At 69.7% G+C, this 17585-nt stretch carries 15 protein-coding genes; 7 read left to right on the top strand and 8 right to left on the bottom strand.

Going from position 1 to position 17585, the window contains the following annotated elements; genetic code table 11:
* Positions 1 to 15: 15 nt before the first annotated feature.
* On the top strand, positions 16 to 936 hold the full coding sequence (locus RM423_RS05385) for a DUF3027 domain-containing protein (protein ID WP_311421979.1): 921 nt from the start codon (positions 16 to 18) through the stop codon (positions 934 to 936).
* A 9-nt stretch (positions 937 to 945) separates the two neighbouring features.
* Here the strand turns inward: RM423_RS05385 and RM423_RS05380 are convergent, their stop codons facing one another.
* Entirely contained in the window at positions 946 to 1269 is a 324-nt protein-coding gene (locus tag RM423_RS05380) for a DUF2530 domain-containing protein (protein ID WP_311421978.1), read from the bottom strand.
* A 70-nt stretch (positions 1270 to 1339) separates the two neighbouring features.
* Here RM423_RS05380 and RM423_RS05375 point away from each other — a divergent pair, with 70 nt between their 5' ends.
* From RM423_RS05375 to lon, 5 genes are all read left to right on the top strand, one after another.
* Entirely contained in the window at positions 1340 to 2806 is a 1467-nt protein-coding gene (locus RM423_RS05375) for an NCS2 family permease (protein WP_311421977.1), read from the top strand.
* Positions 2807 to 2896: 90 nt separating this feature from the next.
* The gene (locus tag RM423_RS05370) at positions 2897 to 3337 is read left to right on the top strand and encodes a MarR family winged helix-turn-helix transcriptional regulator (RefSeq protein ID WP_311421976.1); all 441 of its coding nucleotides are present in this window, start codon (positions 2897 to 2899) and stop codon (positions 3335 to 3337) included.
* Positions 3334 to 4695, top strand: a complete 1362-nt coding sequence (locus RM423_RS05365; protein ID WP_311421975.1) for an MFS transporter — start codon at positions 3334 to 3336, stop codon at positions 4693 to 4695. The genes RM423_RS05370 and RM423_RS05365 overlap by 4 nt, the downstream gene beginning before the upstream one ends.
* A complete protein-coding gene (locus RM423_RS05360; RefSeq protein WP_311421974.1) occupies positions 4692 to 5483 on the top strand; it encodes a TrmH family RNA methyltransferase in 792 nt (263 codons plus the stop codon). The genes RM423_RS05365 and RM423_RS05360 overlap by 4 nt, the downstream gene beginning before the upstream one ends.
* Positions 5484 to 5625: 142 nt before the next feature.
* Complete coding sequence (gene lon / locus RM423_RS05355) at positions 5626 to 8028, top strand: endopeptidase La (protein ID WP_311421973.1); 2403 nt, start codon at positions 5626 to 5628, stop codon at positions 8026 to 8028.
* An 89-nt stretch (positions 8029 to 8117) separates the two neighbouring features.
* Here the strand turns inward: lon and RM423_RS05350 are convergent, their stop codons facing one another.
* From RM423_RS05350 to RM423_RS05320, 7 genes are all read right to left on the bottom strand, one after another.
* Positions 8118 to 10010, bottom strand: a complete 1893-nt coding sequence (locus RM423_RS05350; protein WP_311421972.1) for an ABC transporter ATP-binding protein — start codon at positions 10008 to 10010, stop codon at positions 8118 to 8120.
* Positions 10007 to 11830 (bottom strand): ABC transporter ATP-binding protein, encoded by a 1824-nt coding sequence (locus RM423_RS05345; protein ID WP_311421971.1) that lies wholly within the window; start codon positions 11828 to 11830, stop codon positions 10007 to 10009. The genes RM423_RS05350 and RM423_RS05345 overlap by 4 nt, the downstream gene beginning before the upstream one ends.
* 82 nt (positions 11831 to 11912) lie before the next feature.
* Complete coding sequence (gene sepH, locus RM423_RS05340; RefSeq protein WP_311421970.1) at positions 11913 to 12983, bottom strand: septation protein SepH; 1071 nt, start codon at positions 12981 to 12983, stop codon at positions 11913 to 11915.
* Between the two features lie 26 nt (positions 12984 to 13009).
* Positions 13010 to 14137, bottom strand: a complete 1128-nt coding sequence (gene serC / locus RM423_RS05335) for a phosphoserine transaminase (protein WP_311421969.1) — start codon at positions 14135 to 14137, stop codon at positions 13010 to 13012.
* A 51-nt stretch (positions 14138 to 14188) separates the two neighbouring features.
* A complete protein-coding gene (locus RM423_RS05330; protein ID WP_311421968.1) occupies positions 14189 to 14443 on the bottom strand; it encodes a hypothetical protein in 255 nt (84 codons plus the stop codon).
* On the bottom strand, positions 14440 to 15369 hold the full coding sequence (locus RM423_RS05325; RefSeq protein ID WP_311421967.1) for an aldo/keto reductase: 930 nt from the start codon (positions 15367 to 15369) through the stop codon (positions 14440 to 14442). The genes RM423_RS05330 and RM423_RS05325 overlap by 4 nt, the downstream gene beginning before the upstream one ends.
* Before the next feature lie 84 nt (positions 15370 to 15453).
* Complete coding sequence (locus RM423_RS05320; protein ID WP_311421966.1) at positions 15454 to 16560, bottom strand: citrate synthase 2; 1107 nt, start codon at positions 16558 to 16560, stop codon at positions 15454 to 15456.
* 200 nt (positions 16561 to 16760) lie between these two features.
* On the opposite strand from RM423_RS05320, the gene pdxH reads away from it, so the two are divergent.
* A complete protein-coding gene (gene pdxH / locus RM423_RS05315) occupies positions 16761 to 17474 on the top strand; it encodes a pyridoxamine 5'-phosphate oxidase (protein WP_311421965.1) in 714 nt (237 codons plus the stop codon).
* Positions 17475 to 17585 lie beyond the last annotated feature (111 nt).

Here is a 17585-nt window from a genome sequence, read left to right as displayed (position 1 = left end):
TGACACAATGTAGGCGTGACCGTCGCGACCGAACCCCTAGCTGTCGACCCTATGATCGCCGCGGCTGTCGATCTCGCCCGAGCCGCTGCCGTAGAGATGGCGGGTTCCGAGGTCGGCGAGCACCAGGGCGTCCGCGCCGAAGCCGAGCTCGCCGGCACCCATGCCTTCGCTGCCTCGCTGGCGGGCTATGCCGGCTGGCACTGGGCGGTGACGCTCGTCCGTGCTCCGGACAGCGAGCCGACGGTGGCAGAGGTGGTGCTGCTCCCGGGCGACGGCGCGCTGCTGGCCCCGGCCTGGACTCCGTGGAGCGAGCGACTGCAGCCGGGCGACCTCAGCCCCGGGGATCTGCTCCCGGTCGAGCCGGACGACCCTCGGCTGGTGCCGGCCTACGTACTGTCCGACGATCCGCAGGTCGAGGACGTCGCCTTCGAGCTGGGCCTGGGCCGGGTGCGGGTGCTGTCCCGCTTCGGACGGTTGGAAAGTGCCGAGCGCTGGTACGCCGGTGACAGCGGCCCGGACACCCCGATGGCACGCCAGGCCCCGGCGCACTGCGGAACGTGCGGCTTCTTCCTGCCGCTGGCGGACTCGCTGCGGGCGGCCTTCGGCGTCTGCGCCAACGAGTACGTGGCCACCGATGGACGGATCGTCGCGGTGGAGTTCGGCTGCGGCGCCCACTCCGACACCGTGGTCGAGGTGGTCGAGGAGGACCGTGGCGACATCTTCGAGGACGACCTCATCGACGTCGAGGCCAATGACGAGCCGGGTGAAGAGTTCGCCGGTCGGGAAGGCCTGGACGAGCAGCTGACCGAGAACGAGCTGCCGGACGCTCAGCTCGCAGCCGGTGAGCTGCCGGGCTTTCCGGACGATGCTGCCGCCGAGGGACCCGCCTCGGACGAGGATGCGACAGTGGGCACCGATCCGGCTGCTGCCGAATAGCCGTCGGCGTCAGCCCAACCGGCCCTCGCCGGTGTGCTTGCGGATGAGCGGCATCGCCGCCATGCCCATCAGCCAGCCGGCCAGGGCGGTCCACAGCCATACCCGGTGATCGTGACGGCCCAGCCAGGACCAGAACGGCAGTAGCACCACGAAGGCCACGAAGAACAGGGCAGCCCCTACCAGGACGACCTTGCGGGCATCCACCGAGAGCATCTGATCGCAGTGGTACTCCGCCGTCCCGGCATTCGATACGGTTGAGCCGTCGGCATCGCCGGTCCGGTCGGTGTGGCCCGAACCGGATGCCGTGTCACCGGCTTGTGGGCTGTTGTTCACATCCCGGCACGCTACCCGCCGCATCGTCCGTCCGGCCGCGATCCGTCGCCTGGCATCTCTCTGGAGCAGCATGTCCACCCAGACTTCGACGAGGGCCGGGTCGCTCGACCGGTTCTTCGGCATCACCGAACGTGGATCCACCGTGGCCCGCGAGCTCCGCGGTGGCCTCGTCACCTTCGTGACGATGGTCTACATCGTGGTGCTCAACCCCCTGATCATCGGAACCGTCAAGGACGCGCACGGGAAGTTCCTCGGTGGCGGGCAGGCGCCGGCCCTGGCAGCGGTGGCCGCGGCGACCGCGCTGGTCGCCTGCGTGCTGTCCATCGCCATGGGCGTGATCGGGCGCTACCCGTTCGCGCTGGCGACCGGTCTGGGGCTCAACGCGTTCGTGGCGTTCCAGGTCGCCACCCGGATGTCCTGGCCCGCAGCGATGGGCATGGTGGTGATCGAGGGGCTGGTGATCACCGTGCTGGTGCTGACCGGGTTCCGGGTCGCGGTGTTCCGTGCCATCCCGGCCGAGCTCAAGAGCGCCATCGCCGTCGGCATCGGCCTGTTCATCGCGCTGATCGGACTGGTGGACGCGGGCTTCGTCCGGGCCGGCTCCGGAACGGTCGTCGACATCGGCGTTCGCGGACACCTCAATGGCTGGCCGACCCTGGTCTTCGTGCTCGGCGTCCTGCTCATCGCGGTGCTCATGGCGCGCAAGGTCCGCGGCGCCATCCTGATCGGCATCACGGTCTCCACCGTGCTCGCCGTGATCATCGAGGCGATCGGCAACATCGGCCCGCAGACCGACGCGACCGGCAAGGTCGTCAACCCCGAGGGATGGGCGCTGAACAAGCCGTCCTTCTCCGGCAAGAGCTTCGGCGCCCCGGACTTCACGCTGCTGGGGAACTTCTCCCTCGGTGGCGGGTTCTCGGCGGTGGGCATCATCTCCGGCATCGTCATCGTGTTCTCGCTGGTGCTCAGTGACTTCTTCGACGTCATGGGTACGACCATCGGGCTCGCGCAGGAAGCGGACCTGCTGGACGAGGATGGCCAGCTGCCCGGCATCCAGAACGTGCTGCTGATCGACGGCCTGGCGGCGGTGGCGGGCGGTGCGGCCGGAGCCTCGTCGGCCACCACCTACGTCGAGTCGGCGTCGGGCATCGGTGACGGCGCGCGGACCGGACTGGCCGCCGTCACGACCGGCGTGCTGTTCCTGGTCACGGTGTTCCTGTCCCCGCTGGCGCAGTTCGTGCCGTCCGAAGCAGCCACTCCGGCACTGGTCGTGGTCGGCGTGCTGATGATGCGCCAGGTTCGCAACATCGACTTCTCCACGCTGGAGATCGCCGTCCCGGCGTTCCTCACGATCACCCTGATGCCGTTCACGTACTCGATCACCAACGGTGTCGGCGCCGGCTTCATCAGCTACGTGGTGCTGCAGGCGGCGGTCGGCAAGGCGCGGACCGTGCATCCGCTGATGTGGGCGGTGGCGGCGTTCTTCGCCGTGTACTTCGCGATCCAGCCGCTGAAGACGCTCTTCGGCATTTCGTAACGCTGGTGAACGGTCTTTGGCCCTTGGCGGCGCAGTCCCGGTGCCCGGATCGGCTGGCAATCGCAGTGATTGTTAGTTAAGCTAAACGATATGAGTGCGCAGTCAGCTGAGATGACGACCGCCGAACTGGCGTCGTCCTTGCGGCTGTCACTACTACGCGCCGCTCGCCGCATCCGGTCCCAGCGAGTGAACACCACCGCGACGCTGTCGCAGCTGTCCGCGCTCGCGACCGTGAACAAGTGCGGCCCGCTGAGCGCCGGTGAGATCGCCGCCGTCGAGCGGGTGCAACCGCCGTCCATGACCAAGATCCTTGCCGCCCTGGAGGCATCGGGCTGGGTCGCGCGCGCCTCGCATCCCGATGACCGTCGCCAGTCCATCATCTCGATCACCGACGCCGGCCGCCAACTGATGGCCGAAGAGACCCGTGCCCGGGACGAGTGGCTGGCCGAGCGGCTGGTGGACTTCTCCGCCGAAGACATCCAGAAACTCCGTGACGCCGTCGGCGTATTGGACAGGTTGGGATCTGAGTGAGGTCGACGCCCATCGCAGAGGCCGAGGAGCCACTAGCCGACTTGGGCGTACCACCAGCTGGTCGAGGGTTGTTCCGGCGTACCCGACTGTTCAAGCGGGCGCCGGCGGGAACCCGGGTGAACCCGTTCAGCTCGCTGCGGGTCCGCAACTACCGGTTGTACTTCGGCGGCCAGCTGATCTCGCTCACCGGCACCTGGGCCCAGCGGGTGGCTCAGGACTGGCTGGTCCTGCAGCTCACCAACTCCGGCACCGCGCTCGGCATCGTCACCGCCCTGCAGTTCGCGCCGGCCCTGCTGCTCTCGCTGTACGGCGGAGCGCTGGCCGACCGCGGCGACAAGCGCAAGCTGCTGCTGTGCACCCAGACCGGCCTCGGCCTCGCCGCGCTGGTGCTCGGCCTGCTCGATGTCAGCGGCGTGATCGCGATCTGGCAGGTGATGGTGCTCGCCGCGGTGCTCGGCGTGATATCGGCCGTCGACACCCCGATCCGGCAGTCCTTCGTCATCGAGATGGTGGGCAGTGAGGATCTGCCCAATGCCGTCGCGCTGAACGCCACCACGTTCAACCTCGCGCGGATCATAGGACCGGCCGTCGCCGGCCTGGTGATCACCGCCTTCGGCACCGGCTGGGCCTTTCTCGGCAACGCCGCTTCGAGCCTGGCCGTGCTGGCCGGATTGATGCTCATGCGCACTGCCGAGCTCTTCCCCTCCAAGCCGGTGGACCGCAAGCCCGGCCAGTACAAGGCCGCCGTCCGCTACGTCCGTAACCGGTCGGACCTGGTGCTGCCGATGCTGCTGATGTTCATCATCGGCACCTTCGGCATGAACTACCAGATCACCATCGCCCTCGTCGCCAAGCAGGTCTTCCACCGCGGCGCGGGTTCCTTCGGGCTGCTGTCCACCGCGCTCGCGGTCGGAGCCACCATCGGCGCGCTCGCCGCCACCTTCCGCCGGGGCCGGCCGACCAGGCTGTTCCTGATCGGCGCCGCGCTGGCATTCAGCCTCGCCGAACTGCTGGTCGGGTCGATGCCCACCTTCGGGCTCACCGCGTTCGCTCTCATACCCGCCGGGCTCAGCATGATCACCCTGGCCCAGTCGGCGAACGCGACGGTGCAGCTCGGCGTCGAGCCGACCATGCGCGGGCGGGTGATGGGGCTTTACATCCTGTGCTTCATGGGCGGTACCCCGATCGGCTCGCCCATCGTGGGCTGGGTGGCCCAGGCCTTCGGGCCGCGCTGGGGAATGCTCGGTGGCGGTCTCATCTGCCTGATCGCGACGATCATCATCGGCGGCTACCTGGCGCGCCATCACCGGGTCGGCCTCAGCGAGCTCAGGGGCCGACTGGAGCAGTTCCGCGCGTGAGTGCGGCGGTGCCGATCGCTGATCCCGGCGATCCGCGGCTGGACGACTTCCGCGACCTGATGCACGCCGACACCCGGCCGGACCGGCGCGGGATCGTCATTGCCGAGGGCGTCAATGTGGTCGAGCGGCTGGCTCGCTCGTCCTATCGGGTCCGTGCCGTGGTTGGCGTCGAAGCGAAGCTCACCGCGTTGGCGCCGGTGCTGCACCAGCTCGACGCGCCGGTGTACGAGGTGGACAAGTGGACGCTGTCGGAGGCGGTGGGCTTCCGGGTGACCCGGGGCGTGCTCGCCGCGGCGGACCGTCCCGAGCCCGTGCCGGCGGAGTCACTGCTCGCGACCGGCTGGCGGTTCGCGGTGCTGGAGCAGATCAACGACTTCGAGAACCTCGGCTCCATCTTCCGCAACTGCGCGGCCTTCGGGGTGGACGGCGTGCTGCTCGACCCGCGGTGCGCCGACCCGCTGTATCGGCGAAGCGTGCGGGTGTCGATGGGGCACGTCTTCGGCGTCGGCTTCGCGGTGCTGCCCGGACGGTGGCCGGACTCACTGGAACTGCTGCGTGCGGTCGGCGTGGACCTGCTGGCGATGACGCCCCGTGCCGAGGCCGTGGCGATCCGGTCGGTGGTGGCGCCGCGATCCTGGGCGGTGCTGCTCGGCGCCGAGGGGCCGGGGCTGACGGAGGCGGCCTTGGCGGCCGCCGACCAGTGGGTACGGATTCCGATGGCCGCGGGCGTGGACTCGCTGAATGTCGCCACCGCCGGGGCAGTCGCGTTCGCCCAGCTCACTTGCTGAGGTCAGCCTCCTCCCGGCCCGTCCGGCCCGCTGGGGGCGGCCTGACAGGCGCCGCTGTGCTCAGAGCGAACACCGAGCGGGAAATATTCTCCCGCGCCGTGAGTTGAGTGATAGTGACTCAACTTTCCGAGTGGGGATGAAGATGACCATCACTTTTGCTTTGCCCATGCTGCCGCTGGACGATGTCGTCGTCCTGCCGGGCATGGTCGTTCCGGTGCAGCTCTCCGACACCGAGGTACGCGCGGCCGTCGAGGCCGCCCAGGCTTCCCAGGTGCCGGGCTCGCAGGAGCAGGCCCGCGTCCTGCTCGTTCCCCGGCTCGACGGCAAGTACGCCAGCGTGGGCGCCGTCGGCGTGATCGAGCAGATCGGCCGGATGCGCGGCGGCGAGCAGGCCGTCGTGGTACGGGCGACCGAGCGGGCGCGCATCGGAACCGGGACCACCGGCCCCGGCGCGGCGCTCTGGGTCGAGGCCAGCGTGCAGGACCAGCCGGCAATCGACGAGCGGGCCCGCGAACTGGCCAAGGAATACAAGTCGCTGGCCACCACGATCCTTCAGCAGCGGGGCGCGTGGCAGTTCGTCGACTCGGTGCAGGGCATCACCGATCCGGCCGCCCTGGCCGATCTCGCCGGTTACGCCCCCTACCTGGCCAACGACCAGAAGCTCTGGCTGCTGGAGACCGCCGATGTCACCGAGCGGTTGCAAAGCCTGGTCCCCTGGAGCCGTGAGCACCTCGCCGAGCTCGATGTCGCCGAGACCATCCGCAAGGACGTCCAGGAGGGCATGGACAAGCAGCAGCGCGAGTTCCTGCTGCGCCAGCAACTCGCCGCCGTCCGCAAGGAGCTGTCCGAGCTGAACGGCACGGTCGCTTCCGAGGAACAGGACTACCGCGTCCGTGTCGAGGCCGCCGACCTGCCGGACAAGGTTCGCGAGGCGGCTCTGGCCGAGGTCGACAAGCTGGAGCGCACGTCGGACCAGTCGCCTGAGGTCGGCTGGATCCGTACCTGGCTCGACACCGTCCTGGACCTGCCCTGGAACAACCGGACCGAGGACGCCTACGAGATCGCCGAGGCCCGTGCGGTGCTGGACGCCGACCACGCCGGCCTGGACGACGTCAAGGAACGCATCATCGAGTACCTGGCCGTCCGGCGCCGTCGTGCCGACCGCGGCATGGGCGTCATCGGTGGCCGCCGCAGCGGAGCGGTGCTCGCCCTCGTCGGGCCGCCCGGCGTCGGCAAGACCTCGCTCGGCGAATCAGTCGCGCGGGCCATGGGACGCAGCTTCGTCCGGGTCGCCCTCGGTGGCGTTCGGGACGAGGCCGAGATCCGTGGTCACCGGCGCACCTACGTGGGCGCCCTGCCCGGACGCATCGTGCGCGCCATCAAGGAGTCGGGCTCGATGAACCCGGTGGTCCTGCTGGACGAGATCGACAAGCTCGGCTCGGACTACCGCGGTGACCCGACCGCGGCCCTGCTGGAGGTGCTCGACCCGGCGCAGAACCACACCTTCCGCGACCACTACCTCGAAGTCGAGCTTGACCTGTCGGACGTGCTGTTCCTGGCGACCGCCAACGTCCTCGACTCGATTCCTGGCCCGCTGCTGGACCGCATGGAGCTGGTGCAGCTCGACGGCTACACCGAGCACGAGAAGGTCACCATCGCCCGCGATCACCTGCTGCCCCGGCAGCTGGAGCGTGCCGGCCTGGGCACCGGTGAGGTCAGCTTCACCGACGACGCGCTGAGCCGGCTGGCCGCCGAGTACAGCCGCGAGGCCGGTGTGCGTGACCTGGAGCGGCTGATCGCCCGCGTGTTGCGCAAGATCACCGCCAAGGCGGCGCTGGCTGGTACGGCTGCTCTTGAGGAGCCCATCACCGTGACCGGCGACAACTTGCGGGAGTACCTGGGCCGTCCGCGGCACACGCCCGAGACGGCCGAGCGGACCGCGGTGCCGGGGGTCGCGACCGGCCTGGCGGTCACCGGAGCCGGTGGTGACGTCCTCTTCGTCGAGGCGTCGCTGGCCGATCCGGAGACCGGTTCGACGGGGCTGACCCTGACCGGGCAGCTCGGGGACGTGATGAAGGAGTCGGCGCAGATCGCGCTGTCCTACCTGCGCTCGCACGGGGCGTCGCTGGAGCTGCCGGTGTCGGATCTGGCCGACCGCGGCGTGCACATCCATTTTCCGGCGGGTGCGGTGCCCAAGGACGGCCCGAGCGCCGGCGTCACCCTCACCACAGCGCTGGCCTCGCTGCTGTCCGGACGGCTGGTCCGCTCGGACGTCGCGATGACCGGTGAGGTGTCGCTGACCGGACGGGTGCTGCCGATCGGTGGCGTCAAGCAGAAGCTGCTGGCCGCCCACCGCGCCGGGATCACCACCGTGCTCATCCCGAGCCGGAACGAGCCCGACCTCGACGATGTGCCGGCCGAGGTGCGGGAGGCGCTCACCGTCCACCCGGTGAGCGACGTGCGGGAGGTACTGGAGCTGGCTCTGGAATCCGCCACCCTGGCTGGGTCGGCGACGGCCCCGGCGGCTGGATCGGTTGCCGCGTAAGCGGTGCACGCCTGGCCCGGCTGATAACCACAGCGCCGGACGGCCCAGGAACGCGACTCGCGTTCCTGGGCCGTCCGGCGTTCTGCGGCTCAGACGAGGGAGTCCTGCCAGGCGGTGTGCAGTGCCGCGAAGCGCCCGTCGGTGGAGTCGATGAGGTCCTCCGGAGTGCCGTCCTCGACGACCCGGCCGCTGTCGAGCACCAGCACCCGGTCGGCGATCTCGACGGTCGAGAGCCGGTGCGCGATGATCAGCGCCGTCCGGCCGCTGAGCACCGTGCGGAGCGCCCGCTGCACCGCCCGCTCCGTCGGGATGTCCAGGCTCGAGGTGGCCTCGTCCAGGATCAGCACGGCGGGATCGGCGAGAAACGCGCGGGCGAACGCGATCAGCTGCCGCTGGCCGGCCGAGAGCCTGCCACCGCGCTTGCGCACGTCGGTGTCATAGCCCCGTGGCAGCTCCCGGATGAACACGTCCGCCCCCACCGCGGTGGCGGCGGCCTCGACCTCGGACCTGGTAGCGCCCGGACGCCCGAAGGCGATGTTGTCGGCGACCGATCCGGAGAACAGGAAGCCATCCTGGGTGATCATCACGATGGCGGTGCGCAGATCCTCGTCGGCCAACTGGGTCAGCGGCACGCCGTCGAGCAGCACCCGGCCCTCGGTCGGGTCGTAGAACCGGCTGATCAGCTTGGCGATCGTCGTCTTGCCCGCGCCGGTGGCGCCCACGAGCGCCACCGTCTCGCCACTGTGAATGCGCAGGTCGAGCGGGTGCAGCACAGTGCGCGGCTCGGCGGCCGTGACGTCGTAGCTGAACCGCACCCCCTCGAAGCTGACCTCGCCCGGCGTGGGGCGGGCTAGCTGCGCCGGCTGCTCCGGCTCGGGCACCGAGGGCTTCTCGGCGAGCACCAGGGCAAGCTTCTCCAGCGCCGCGGTCGCGGATTGAAGTGAGTTGAAGAAGATCGCCACGTCCTCCATAGGGCTGTAGAACTGCCGCAGGTACAGCAGGAACGCGGTCAGCACGCCGAGCGCCAGACCACCGTCGGCGACCCGGATGCCACCCGCGAAGAGGACCACCACGGTGGCAACGTTGCCGACCAGGGTCACGCCGGGAATGAACACGGCGTGCAGCTTGAACACCGAACGGTTGGCGTCGCGGTAGCCGGTGTTCAGGCCCTCGAAGATGGCGTCGTTGCGCGGCTCGCGCCGGAAGGCCTGGACCGCGCGGATGCCGTTGAAGGTTTCGACGAACTGGACGATGACCAGCGCCACGCTCTCGCGGGTCTGCCGGAACGCGACCGTGGATCGCTCGGAGAACCACCGGAACAGGAACAGCAGCGGGATGATGGCAAGCAGCGCGACGAGCGCCAGCCACGGGTCCAGCACCAGCATCAGCACCGAGATCACCACGATGTTCAGTGCCGCCAGCAGCAAACCGTCCAGGCTGGAGTCGAGCAGCTCGCGCAGGGTGTCGACGTCGGAGGTGAGCCGGCTGATCACCCGTCCGGAGGTGAACCGCTCGTGCCACGCCACGCTGAGCCGCTGGGAATGGTCGAACACCCTGCGGCGCAGGTCGAACAGGATCGCCTGCCCGATGACCCCGGTGCGACGCAGGAAGATCCACTGCAGCACCCCGGACGTGAGTGCCGCCACCACCAGCGCAGCCGTGATCTGGGCCAGCGTGCGGTAGTTGCCGTCGATGGCGTCCGGCATCCCGTGGTCGATCGCCAGCCCGATGAGCCACGGCGCCGCCATCGTGGTGACGACCTGCCCGATCACCAGGCACAGCACGACCGCGATCTGCCGGCGGTACGGCCGGATCAGCTCGCCGAGCAGTTGCCGGGCTTCGGCGTCCAGCTTCGGCCGGCCGGTCGCGACCACCGTCTCGGTATCGGCCTCCGGCTTGTCGTACTTGCCGCGCCACTGCGAAACGGGGACACCCTCGGACGAGGGCTGCTCCGCCGAGCCTGACATCTCCACGCTGCTCATACCCGCGCCTCCGCTACCTTCTGCGACAGCAGATCCCGGTACGACTCGTTGGTGGCCATCAGGTCGCTGTGGGTGCCGACCGCGGTGATCCGGCCGCCGTCGAGCAGCGCCACCCGGTCGGCAAGCAGCACCGTGGAGGCTCGGTGGGCGACGACCAGGGCGGTGGTCGAGCCGAGCACCCGGCGCAGCGCCTTCTCGACCTGGGCCTCGGTATGCACATCGAGGGCGGACAGCGGGTCGTCGAGCACCAGCACCCGCGGCCGGCCGAGCACCGCGCGGGCCAGCGCCAGGCGTTGCCGCTGACCGCCGGACAGCGACATCCCCTGCTCGCCGACCCTGGTCTCCAGGCCGAACGGAAGATCGTGGACGAAGTCGGCCTGAGCGACCTCGATGGCCTCGGCGACCTCGTCCTCGGTTGCCTCCGGCCGGCCGAGAGTGATGTTCTCCAGCACGCTCGCCGAGAACAGCGTGGGTTCCTCGAACGCCGTGCTCACGGTCCGGCGCAGCTCGTCCAGGCTCAGCCGGTCGACCGGGACGCCGTCGATCCGGACCGCTCCGGCGGTGACGTCGTGCAGCCGGGACACCAGCGCGGTGAGGATCGTCTTTCCGGACCCGGTGGGGCCGACCAGAGCCATCGTCTCGCCCGGCGCGATGTCGAGGTTCAGCCCCTGCAGAGTGTCCGTCGCCGCGCCCGGAAAGCGGAACGCCACCTCGTCGAACTGCAGCTGGGCGGGGGCGTTGCCGGTGCCGCTTCCGGGCAGGGGAATCGGCTCGGCGGGATCGGTGATGTCGCTGGCGGTGTCGAAGACCTCGAACAGCCGCGCGGTCGCCGAGATGGTCTCTTCAGTACCGGCGATCAACCAGCCCATGGCCATCAGGGGCCAGTTCAGCCGCAGCTGCAGGGTGATGAACGCGACCAGGTCACCACGGCTCAGCGATCCGTGGGCCACCGACATCACGCCGAAGAACGTCACGCCGGCGAGGATCACCTGCGGATAGGTGCCGATGACCGTCCAGAGTTTGGCCAGCGTCCGGTTCTTCGCCAGCTCGGCGCCCCGCAGCCGTTCGGCGTCTGCGGTGAAGCTGCGCAGCAGTTCGCCGCGTCGCCCGAAGGACTTCACGACCCGGATGCCGAGTACCGATTCCTCGACGCCGGTGGCGATGTCGCCGGTCAGGTCCTGCGCCTTGCGGGCCTCGACGTTGTAGCGCTTCTCGTAGTAACGGGTACCGAAGGCCAGCGGCAGCATGGTGACCAGCACCGCGATGCCCAGGGTCGGCTGCAGCCGGATCAGCATGGCAAGCACGACCACGATGACGGCGAGGTTGGCGAAGAAGAACACCGCCATGAAGCCCACGAAGCGGCGCAGCGTGCTGAGGTCACTGGTCACCCGGGACAGCAGCTGGCCCGAGGGCCAGCGATCATGGAAGCTGACCGGAAGCCGTTGCAGATGCTGATAAAAGTCCCTGCGCAGGTCCGTCTCGATGGCCAGTGCGGAGGTCGTCATGGCGCGGCGCCGGACGCCGAACAGCACCGCTTCGAGCACCCCGAACAGCAGGGCCAACCCGATCAGCGGGTACATCCCGGAGCTGTCGTGCCGGGCGATCGGGCCGTCGATCAGCGCGGCCGTGATGATCGGCAGCACGGACTGCACCACCATCGCGGCGGTGGCGATCACCAGCATGAAAATGAGGTTTCCGCGGTAGGGACGCAACCACGGCCAGAGGCGAAGCAGATCCTTCAGCGAGCCGTGTACGGGCGCTGGAGCGGCATCCGCCTCGTCGCCGTGATTGTCCGCTGCTTCGCTCGTCCGGTCTGCCACGGTGATTCACCCTACGATGACGCACCGACAACGGTCGAATCCTTTTAAGCGCCGTTCGTCGCAGGCGTAACGAGCGGGACGGTCAGTCCGATTTGTGGCGTACGCCGAGCAGGATGTCGTCCCACGAGGGCATCCTCGGCTTCTCACCACTTCGGCGTGCTCGCTTGGGCTCGGCGGCCTCATCACCGGCCGGCTCACCGTCGGCGGCCGCACCTTCGGGGGACTGCTCGTTCGCGGTGGGCTGGGCCGCCTCGTCCGAGGTGTTGGGAGCGGCCGCGACGCTCAGGTCCTGCGGCAGTGGCTCGTTCTGCCACGGCTGATCGGCGGCATCCTGGTCGAACAGCTCGTCGTCCAGACCGACCGGCACCGGGCGGGTGAACGCCTTCTGCCGGCGACCGGGCGCTCGGACGGGTGGGGTTGGCTCGGCGGCAGCACCCTCGTCGGGAACCGCGGACAGTCGAGCGGGACCGGCGTCCTCGGCGGGTGCCTCGCCGGGCACCGGGGAAGCAGGCGGCGAAGTAGGAGCCGGAGCGGGCTCCGGCCGCAGCAGCGCCCGTACCGGACGGTCGGAGAACAGATCCGCGGCGACGTCATCGAGGGCCGAGACGGTGCGGTTCATCAGGACGAAGGAGAACTTGACCCGCATCTCCCGCTCGTTCGCGGTGAACATCGCGGTGACCGTCCAGCCACCGTCCTCACGCCGGTAGGCATCCCACAGCACCGCGGGTGGCTCGACGCCGTGCCGCGACAGGCGCGCGTCGATCAGCTCGCCGAAGGGTTCGAGGCGCCCGTCCTGGCGGCGCGCCCGCGCCCGGCGCGCCTCGTCCACGACACGGGTCCGTTCCTGCAGTACGGGGTAGGCAAAGCGCATCACCCGCTCCAGTGGCAGGTCGGCCTCTTCGGCGATCGACTCGGCCGTCTCGCCGGCCCGCACGCGGGTCTGGATCTCACGCGGACTGGGGTTGTGATGCTGCGTGGGGGTGTGCTGCGTGGGCTCGGCATCAGCGACCGGGGCCTTGCCGGAAGGCTTCGTACTACAGGCCGCTCGCAGCTCGGCGTCGATGGGAATGCTGAACCGCTCGCCGCCGTCCTGTGCCTGCAGCGTGAGGGAGGTGCCGTCCTCGCTGGGACCGATCAGGCGGAGCAATCGCATAGGAAGACGATACGGGAACGGCCGAACTAGCCCAACCGGGGAACCAGCCAGTCGATGCACGCGGTCAGCGCCGAGACATCGTCCGGATCGACCGCCGGGTACATCCCGATCCGCAGCTGGTTGCGGGCCAGGCCGCGGTACGGCTCGGTGTCCACGACGCCGTTGCGCCGCAGCGCCCTCGCCAGCGCGGCGGCGTCCACCTCGGGCGCGAAGTCGATCGTGCCGACCACCGAGCTACGCAGCGCGGGCTCGGCGACGAACGGCGTGGCGAAGGGGGAACTGTCGGCCCAGGAGTACAGCCGCTCGGCGGAGTCGGCGCTGCGGCCGATGGCATAGCTGAGGCCGCCCCGGTCGATCAAGTCCTCGATCCGGTGCGCCAGCAGCCAGAGAGTGGCAATGGCAGGGGTGTTGTACGTCTGGTCCTTGGCGCTGTTCTCGATGGCGATGGTCAGGTCCAGCGACGGCGGGATCCACCGTCCGGACGCTTTGATCCGGGCGGCGCGCTCGAGCGCGGCGGGGGAGAAGAACGCCAGCCAGAGCCCGCCCTCGCCGGCGAAGCCCTTCTGTGGCGCGAAGTAGTAGACGTCGGACTGCCTGGCGTCGACCGGCAGGCCGGCAGCGGCTGAGGTGGCATCGATCAGATGCAGGGCGTCCTCGGCACCGGCAACCCGCCGGACGTCGAGCATGACGCCGGTGGACGTCTCGTTCTGCGGCCAGGCGTAGGTGTCCACGCCCGCCTCGGCCTCGGCGGCCACGGCGGAACCAGGCTCGGCCCGTCGCACGCTGGGCTCCGCCAGGAACGGCGCACCACGGGTCACCGCCGCGAACTTGGCCGAGAATTCGCCGATGCTCACGTGCTGGGACCGCTCCTGGATCAGCCCGAAGGCGGCCGCGTCCCAGAAGGTGGTGGAACCGCCGTTGCCCAGAACTACCTGATACCCCGACGGCAGCCGGAAGAGGGTGCTCAATCCGGCCCGGACCCGTCCCACCAGCGACTTGACCGGCGGCTGCCGGTGCGACGTACCCATCACCTTTCCGCCACGCTCGGCGAACGAGCGGAGCAGCTCGGGGGGAACCTTCGACGGTCCGGAGCCGAAGCGCCCATCGCGCGGCAACAGCTCGGCGGGAAGGAGAAGAGGGGTGGCTGAGGTCACCCGGTCATCATCCCAGCCTGCCTCCGGACCGGCGCACCATGGCCCGGTTTCTTACGCGCTGACCGGCTGATCCGCGGCCTGCCGCAGGAATTCCAGCAGCGTCTCGGACGGCTGGGCGCCCTGGGCCCCGATGGAGCGGTTTGCCACGAGGTCGGCACGGCGGTGATACCCAGCTGAGCGGCCTCGGCAAGATCGCGCGACACCGACTTGGGTGAAGTGGGCCTGGAGCAGCTGGTCGGCGACGTTCCGCAGGTAGCACCACGGGCACACGACGTCGGAGAAGACCTCCAACCGCACGGCACTCATGCCGCGGCCGCGCGGAGACGATCCAGCTCGTCCTGGCTCAGCGTCAGGCTGGAGAGGGTGGCCAGTTCGGCGAGCTGCTCGGGAGTGCGGGCCGAGGCGATCGGAGCCAGTACACCCGGCTGCTGGGCGAGCCAGCCCAGGGCGACCGCCGAGACCGGTACGTCGTGCGCGGCGGCGACCTCGGTGACCGCGTCGAGCACCTGGTAGCCACGATCGTCGAAGTACCGCGACACCGACTGCGAGCGGACCGACTCGACGTCGACACCGCGGCGGTACTTGCCGCTGAGGAAGCCGCTGGCCAGGCCGGAGTAGGGCAGCACCGCGATGTCGTTGGCCAGCGCGACGGGACCCAGACCGGACTCGAACTCCGCGTGCTGGAGCAGGTTGTAGAGCGGCTGGGTGGCCACGTAGCGGGCCAGATTCTCGGTGTCGGACACCTTCAGCGCCGATTCGAGCCGGTCGGCCGAGAAGTTGGAGGCACCGAGGTACCGGACCTTGCCGGCCTGCACGAGCTGGTCGAAGGCGGCGAGCGTCTCATGCTGGGGTGTGTTCTCGTCGTCGCGGTGCGCCCAGTACAGGTCGATGTAGTCGGTCTTCAGCCGGCGCAGCGAATCCTCTACGGCGCGCGCGATGGAGTCGGCGCTGAGGTTATTGTACGGCGCGAGGGCCCCGACCTTGGTGGCGACGAACACCCGGTCGCGGTTGCCACGGGCGGCAAGCCACTCGCCGATGATCTCCTCGGAGTCGCCACCGGTGTTTCCGGGGACCCACTGCGAGTAGACGTCCGCGGTGTCGATGTGGACGCCGCCGGAATCGAGGAACGCATCCAGGACGGCGAAGGACTGGTCGCGGTCGGCCGACCAGCCGAACACGTTGCCGCCGAGGACGAGGGGAAGAGTGGACTTGGCATCGGAAGAGAAGCTCATGCAGGCGCCAACGCGAGACCTCGCCGTGATCTTCCGGCGGCCGGCCATTCTCAGCGAACGATGTGCTTCGAGCGTGCGCGATCTTCAGCCGTGCGCGATGTTGTCCCAGCCCTCGACGGCCTTGGGACTGCGGGGGTCGGGGCCGACGTAGCGGGCGGACGGACGTACCAGCCGGCCGGTCTTCTTCTGCTCCATGATGTGCGCGCACCAGCCGGCGGTCCGCGCGCAGCTGAACAGCGCCGGCATCATGTGCGGCGGCACCTCGGCGAAGTCCAGGGTGACGGCCGCCCAGAACTCGACGTTCGTCTCGATGGGGTGGTCGGGCCGGCGCTCGCGCAGCTCTTTCAGGGCGGCCTGCTCCAGGGCGACGGCGACCTCGTACCGGGGTGCGTTGAGCTCCTTGCAGGTACGCCGCAGCACGCGGGCGCGCGGGTCCTCGGCCCGGTAGACGCGGTGGCCGAAGCCCATCATCCGTTCCTTGCGGTCGAGGATGTCGGTGACCACCTTGCGGGCGTCGCCGGTCTTCTCCACGGCCTCGATCATGGGCAGCACCCGGGCCGGCGCGCCGCCGTGCAGCGGGCCGGACATGGCGCCGATGGCACCGGAGATGGCCGCGGCGACGTCGGCACCGGTCGAGGCGATCACCCGCGCGGTGAAGGTGGAGGCATTCATGCCGTGCTCGGCGGCCGAGACGAAGTAGGCATCCACGGCGTCGACGTGCTTGGGGTCGGGCTCGCCGCGCCAGCGGGTCATGAACCGCTCGACGATGGTGCGGGACTGGTCGATCCGGGCCTGCGGAACGGCCGGCGCGCCGACCCCACGGGCAGACTGCGCGACGTAGGACAGCGCCATCACCGAGGCTCGGGCGGCCTGCTCGCGGGCCTCCTCGTCGCTGATGTCCAGCAGCGGCCGGTAGCCCCAGATGGGGGACAGCATGGCGAGCGCGGCCTGCACGTCGACCCGGACATCGCCGGTGTGCACCGGGATGGGGAAGGGCTCAGCTGGCGGCAGCCCGGGGCCGAACTTGCCGTCGACGAGCAGCGCCCAGACATTGCCGAAGGTGACGTGACCGGCCAGGTCCTCGATGTTGACCCCGCGGTAGCGCAGGGCGCCGCCGTCCTTGTCCGGCTCGGCAATCTCAGTCTCGAAGGCGATGACGCCTTCCAGGCCCGGGCTGAAATCGTTCGTCATGCGGAACTCCGATCATCCGGTCAGGTTCCCGCCGCGCCTCGCGAGGTCGGTGGGCCGCTGAGCTTCGGGGTTCGGCACGGCAACCGAGCTCCCAGCCAGTCATTGTTGCCTATCCGCCCGGGAGCGAGCTACGTGACCTTGAGCGCAGCCGACCGCGTATGCGGCTGCGGGGCGCTCGCCGCGACTGGGACAATGGCGGGGTGACCGACCCTGACGCTCGTGGCGACTCGACGGACAGCGCTCCCGGCAGCGATCGCGGCGAAGCTGACTACGCCCAGAACCTGTCCACGATCCGGCGCTCCTACGTCTCGGGGACGCTGACCGAGGACGTCCTGTACCCGACCTGGCTGGAGCAGCTGACCTACTGGTACGACCAGGCGGCCGAGGATGCCCGGATTCCCGAGCCGAACGCGATGCAGGTCGCGACCGCGGACGCCGACGGCCGGCCCGACATCAGGACGGTGCTGGCGCGCGGTTTCGACGCGGCGGGCGTCGTCTTCTACACCAATTACGGATCGGCCAAGGGCACCCAACTGGCCGCCAATCCGGCCGCGGCCGCCGTCTTCGCCTGGCTGCCGCTGGAGCGTCAGGTGCGGTTCCGCGGAGCGGTGACGCGGGTGAGCCCCGAAGAGACCGCCCGGTATTTCGCCGGCCGGCCACGGGTGTCGCAGCTGGCGGCGTGGGCGTCGCCGCAATCCCAACGGCTGCGGGACCGCAACGAGCTGGACGAGTCACTGGCCGAGGTCACCCAGCGTTTCGGGAACGGCGAGATCCTGCCACCGCCGAACTGGGGCGGTTACCGGATCGCGGTGGACGAGATCGAGTTCTGGCAGGGGCGCGAGTTCCGGTTGCACGATCGGCTGCGGTTCCGCCGGCAGGACGGGAACTGGCTGGTCGAGCGGCTCGCTCCGTGACCGACCCGGACCCTGCGCCGGCGGACGGACTGGTCGACGGCGAGCCGACCGCCGCCGAACTCGGCGGCTAAGGAGTCCCTGGCTCGCGCGCTGGGGACGCCCCGAGACGCT

It is taken from the genome of Jatrophihabitans lederbergiae, from assembly GCF_031845305.1.
Taxonomy (GTDB): Bacteria; Actinomycetota; Actinomycetes; order Mycobacteriales; family Jatrophihabitantaceae; genus Jatrophihabitans_A; species Jatrophihabitans_A lederbergiae.
Note: the sequence above shows the minus strand (reverse complement) of the source record. Positions and strands in the feature narration are given on the sequence as shown.

Coding starts and splice junctions, on each gene's coding strand:
- RM423_RS05375 (WP_311421977.1), top strand. CDS start 1,340: ATGTCCACCCAGACTTCGACGAGGGCCGGGTCGCTCGACCGGTTCTTC.
- RM423_RS05370 (WP_311421976.1), top strand. CDS start 2,897: ATGAGTGCGCAGTCAGCTGAGATGACGACCGCCGAACTGGCGTCGTCC.
- lon (WP_311421973.1), top strand. CDS start 5,626: ATGACCATCACTTTTGCTTTGCCCATGCTGCCGCTGGACGATGTCGTC.
- RM423_RS05350 (WP_311421972.1), bottom strand. CDS start 10,010: ATGAGCAGCGTGGAGATGTCAGGCTCGGCGGAGCAGCCCTCGTCCGAG.
- sepH (WP_311421970.1), bottom strand. CDS start 12,983: ATGCGATTGCTCCGCCTGATCGGTCCCAGCGAGGACGGCACCTCCCTC.
- RM423_RS05330 (WP_311421968.1), bottom strand. CDS start 14,443: ATGAGTGCCGTGCGGTTGGAGGTCTTCTCCGACGTCGTGTGCCCGTGG.
- RM423_RS05325 (WP_311421967.1), bottom strand. CDS start 15,369: ATGAGCTTCTCTTCCGATGCCAAGTCCACTCTTCCCCTCGTCCTCGGC.
- RM423_RS05320 (WP_311421966.1), bottom strand. CDS start 16,560: ATGACGAACGATTTCAGCCCGGGCCTGGAAGGCGTCATCGCCTTCGAG.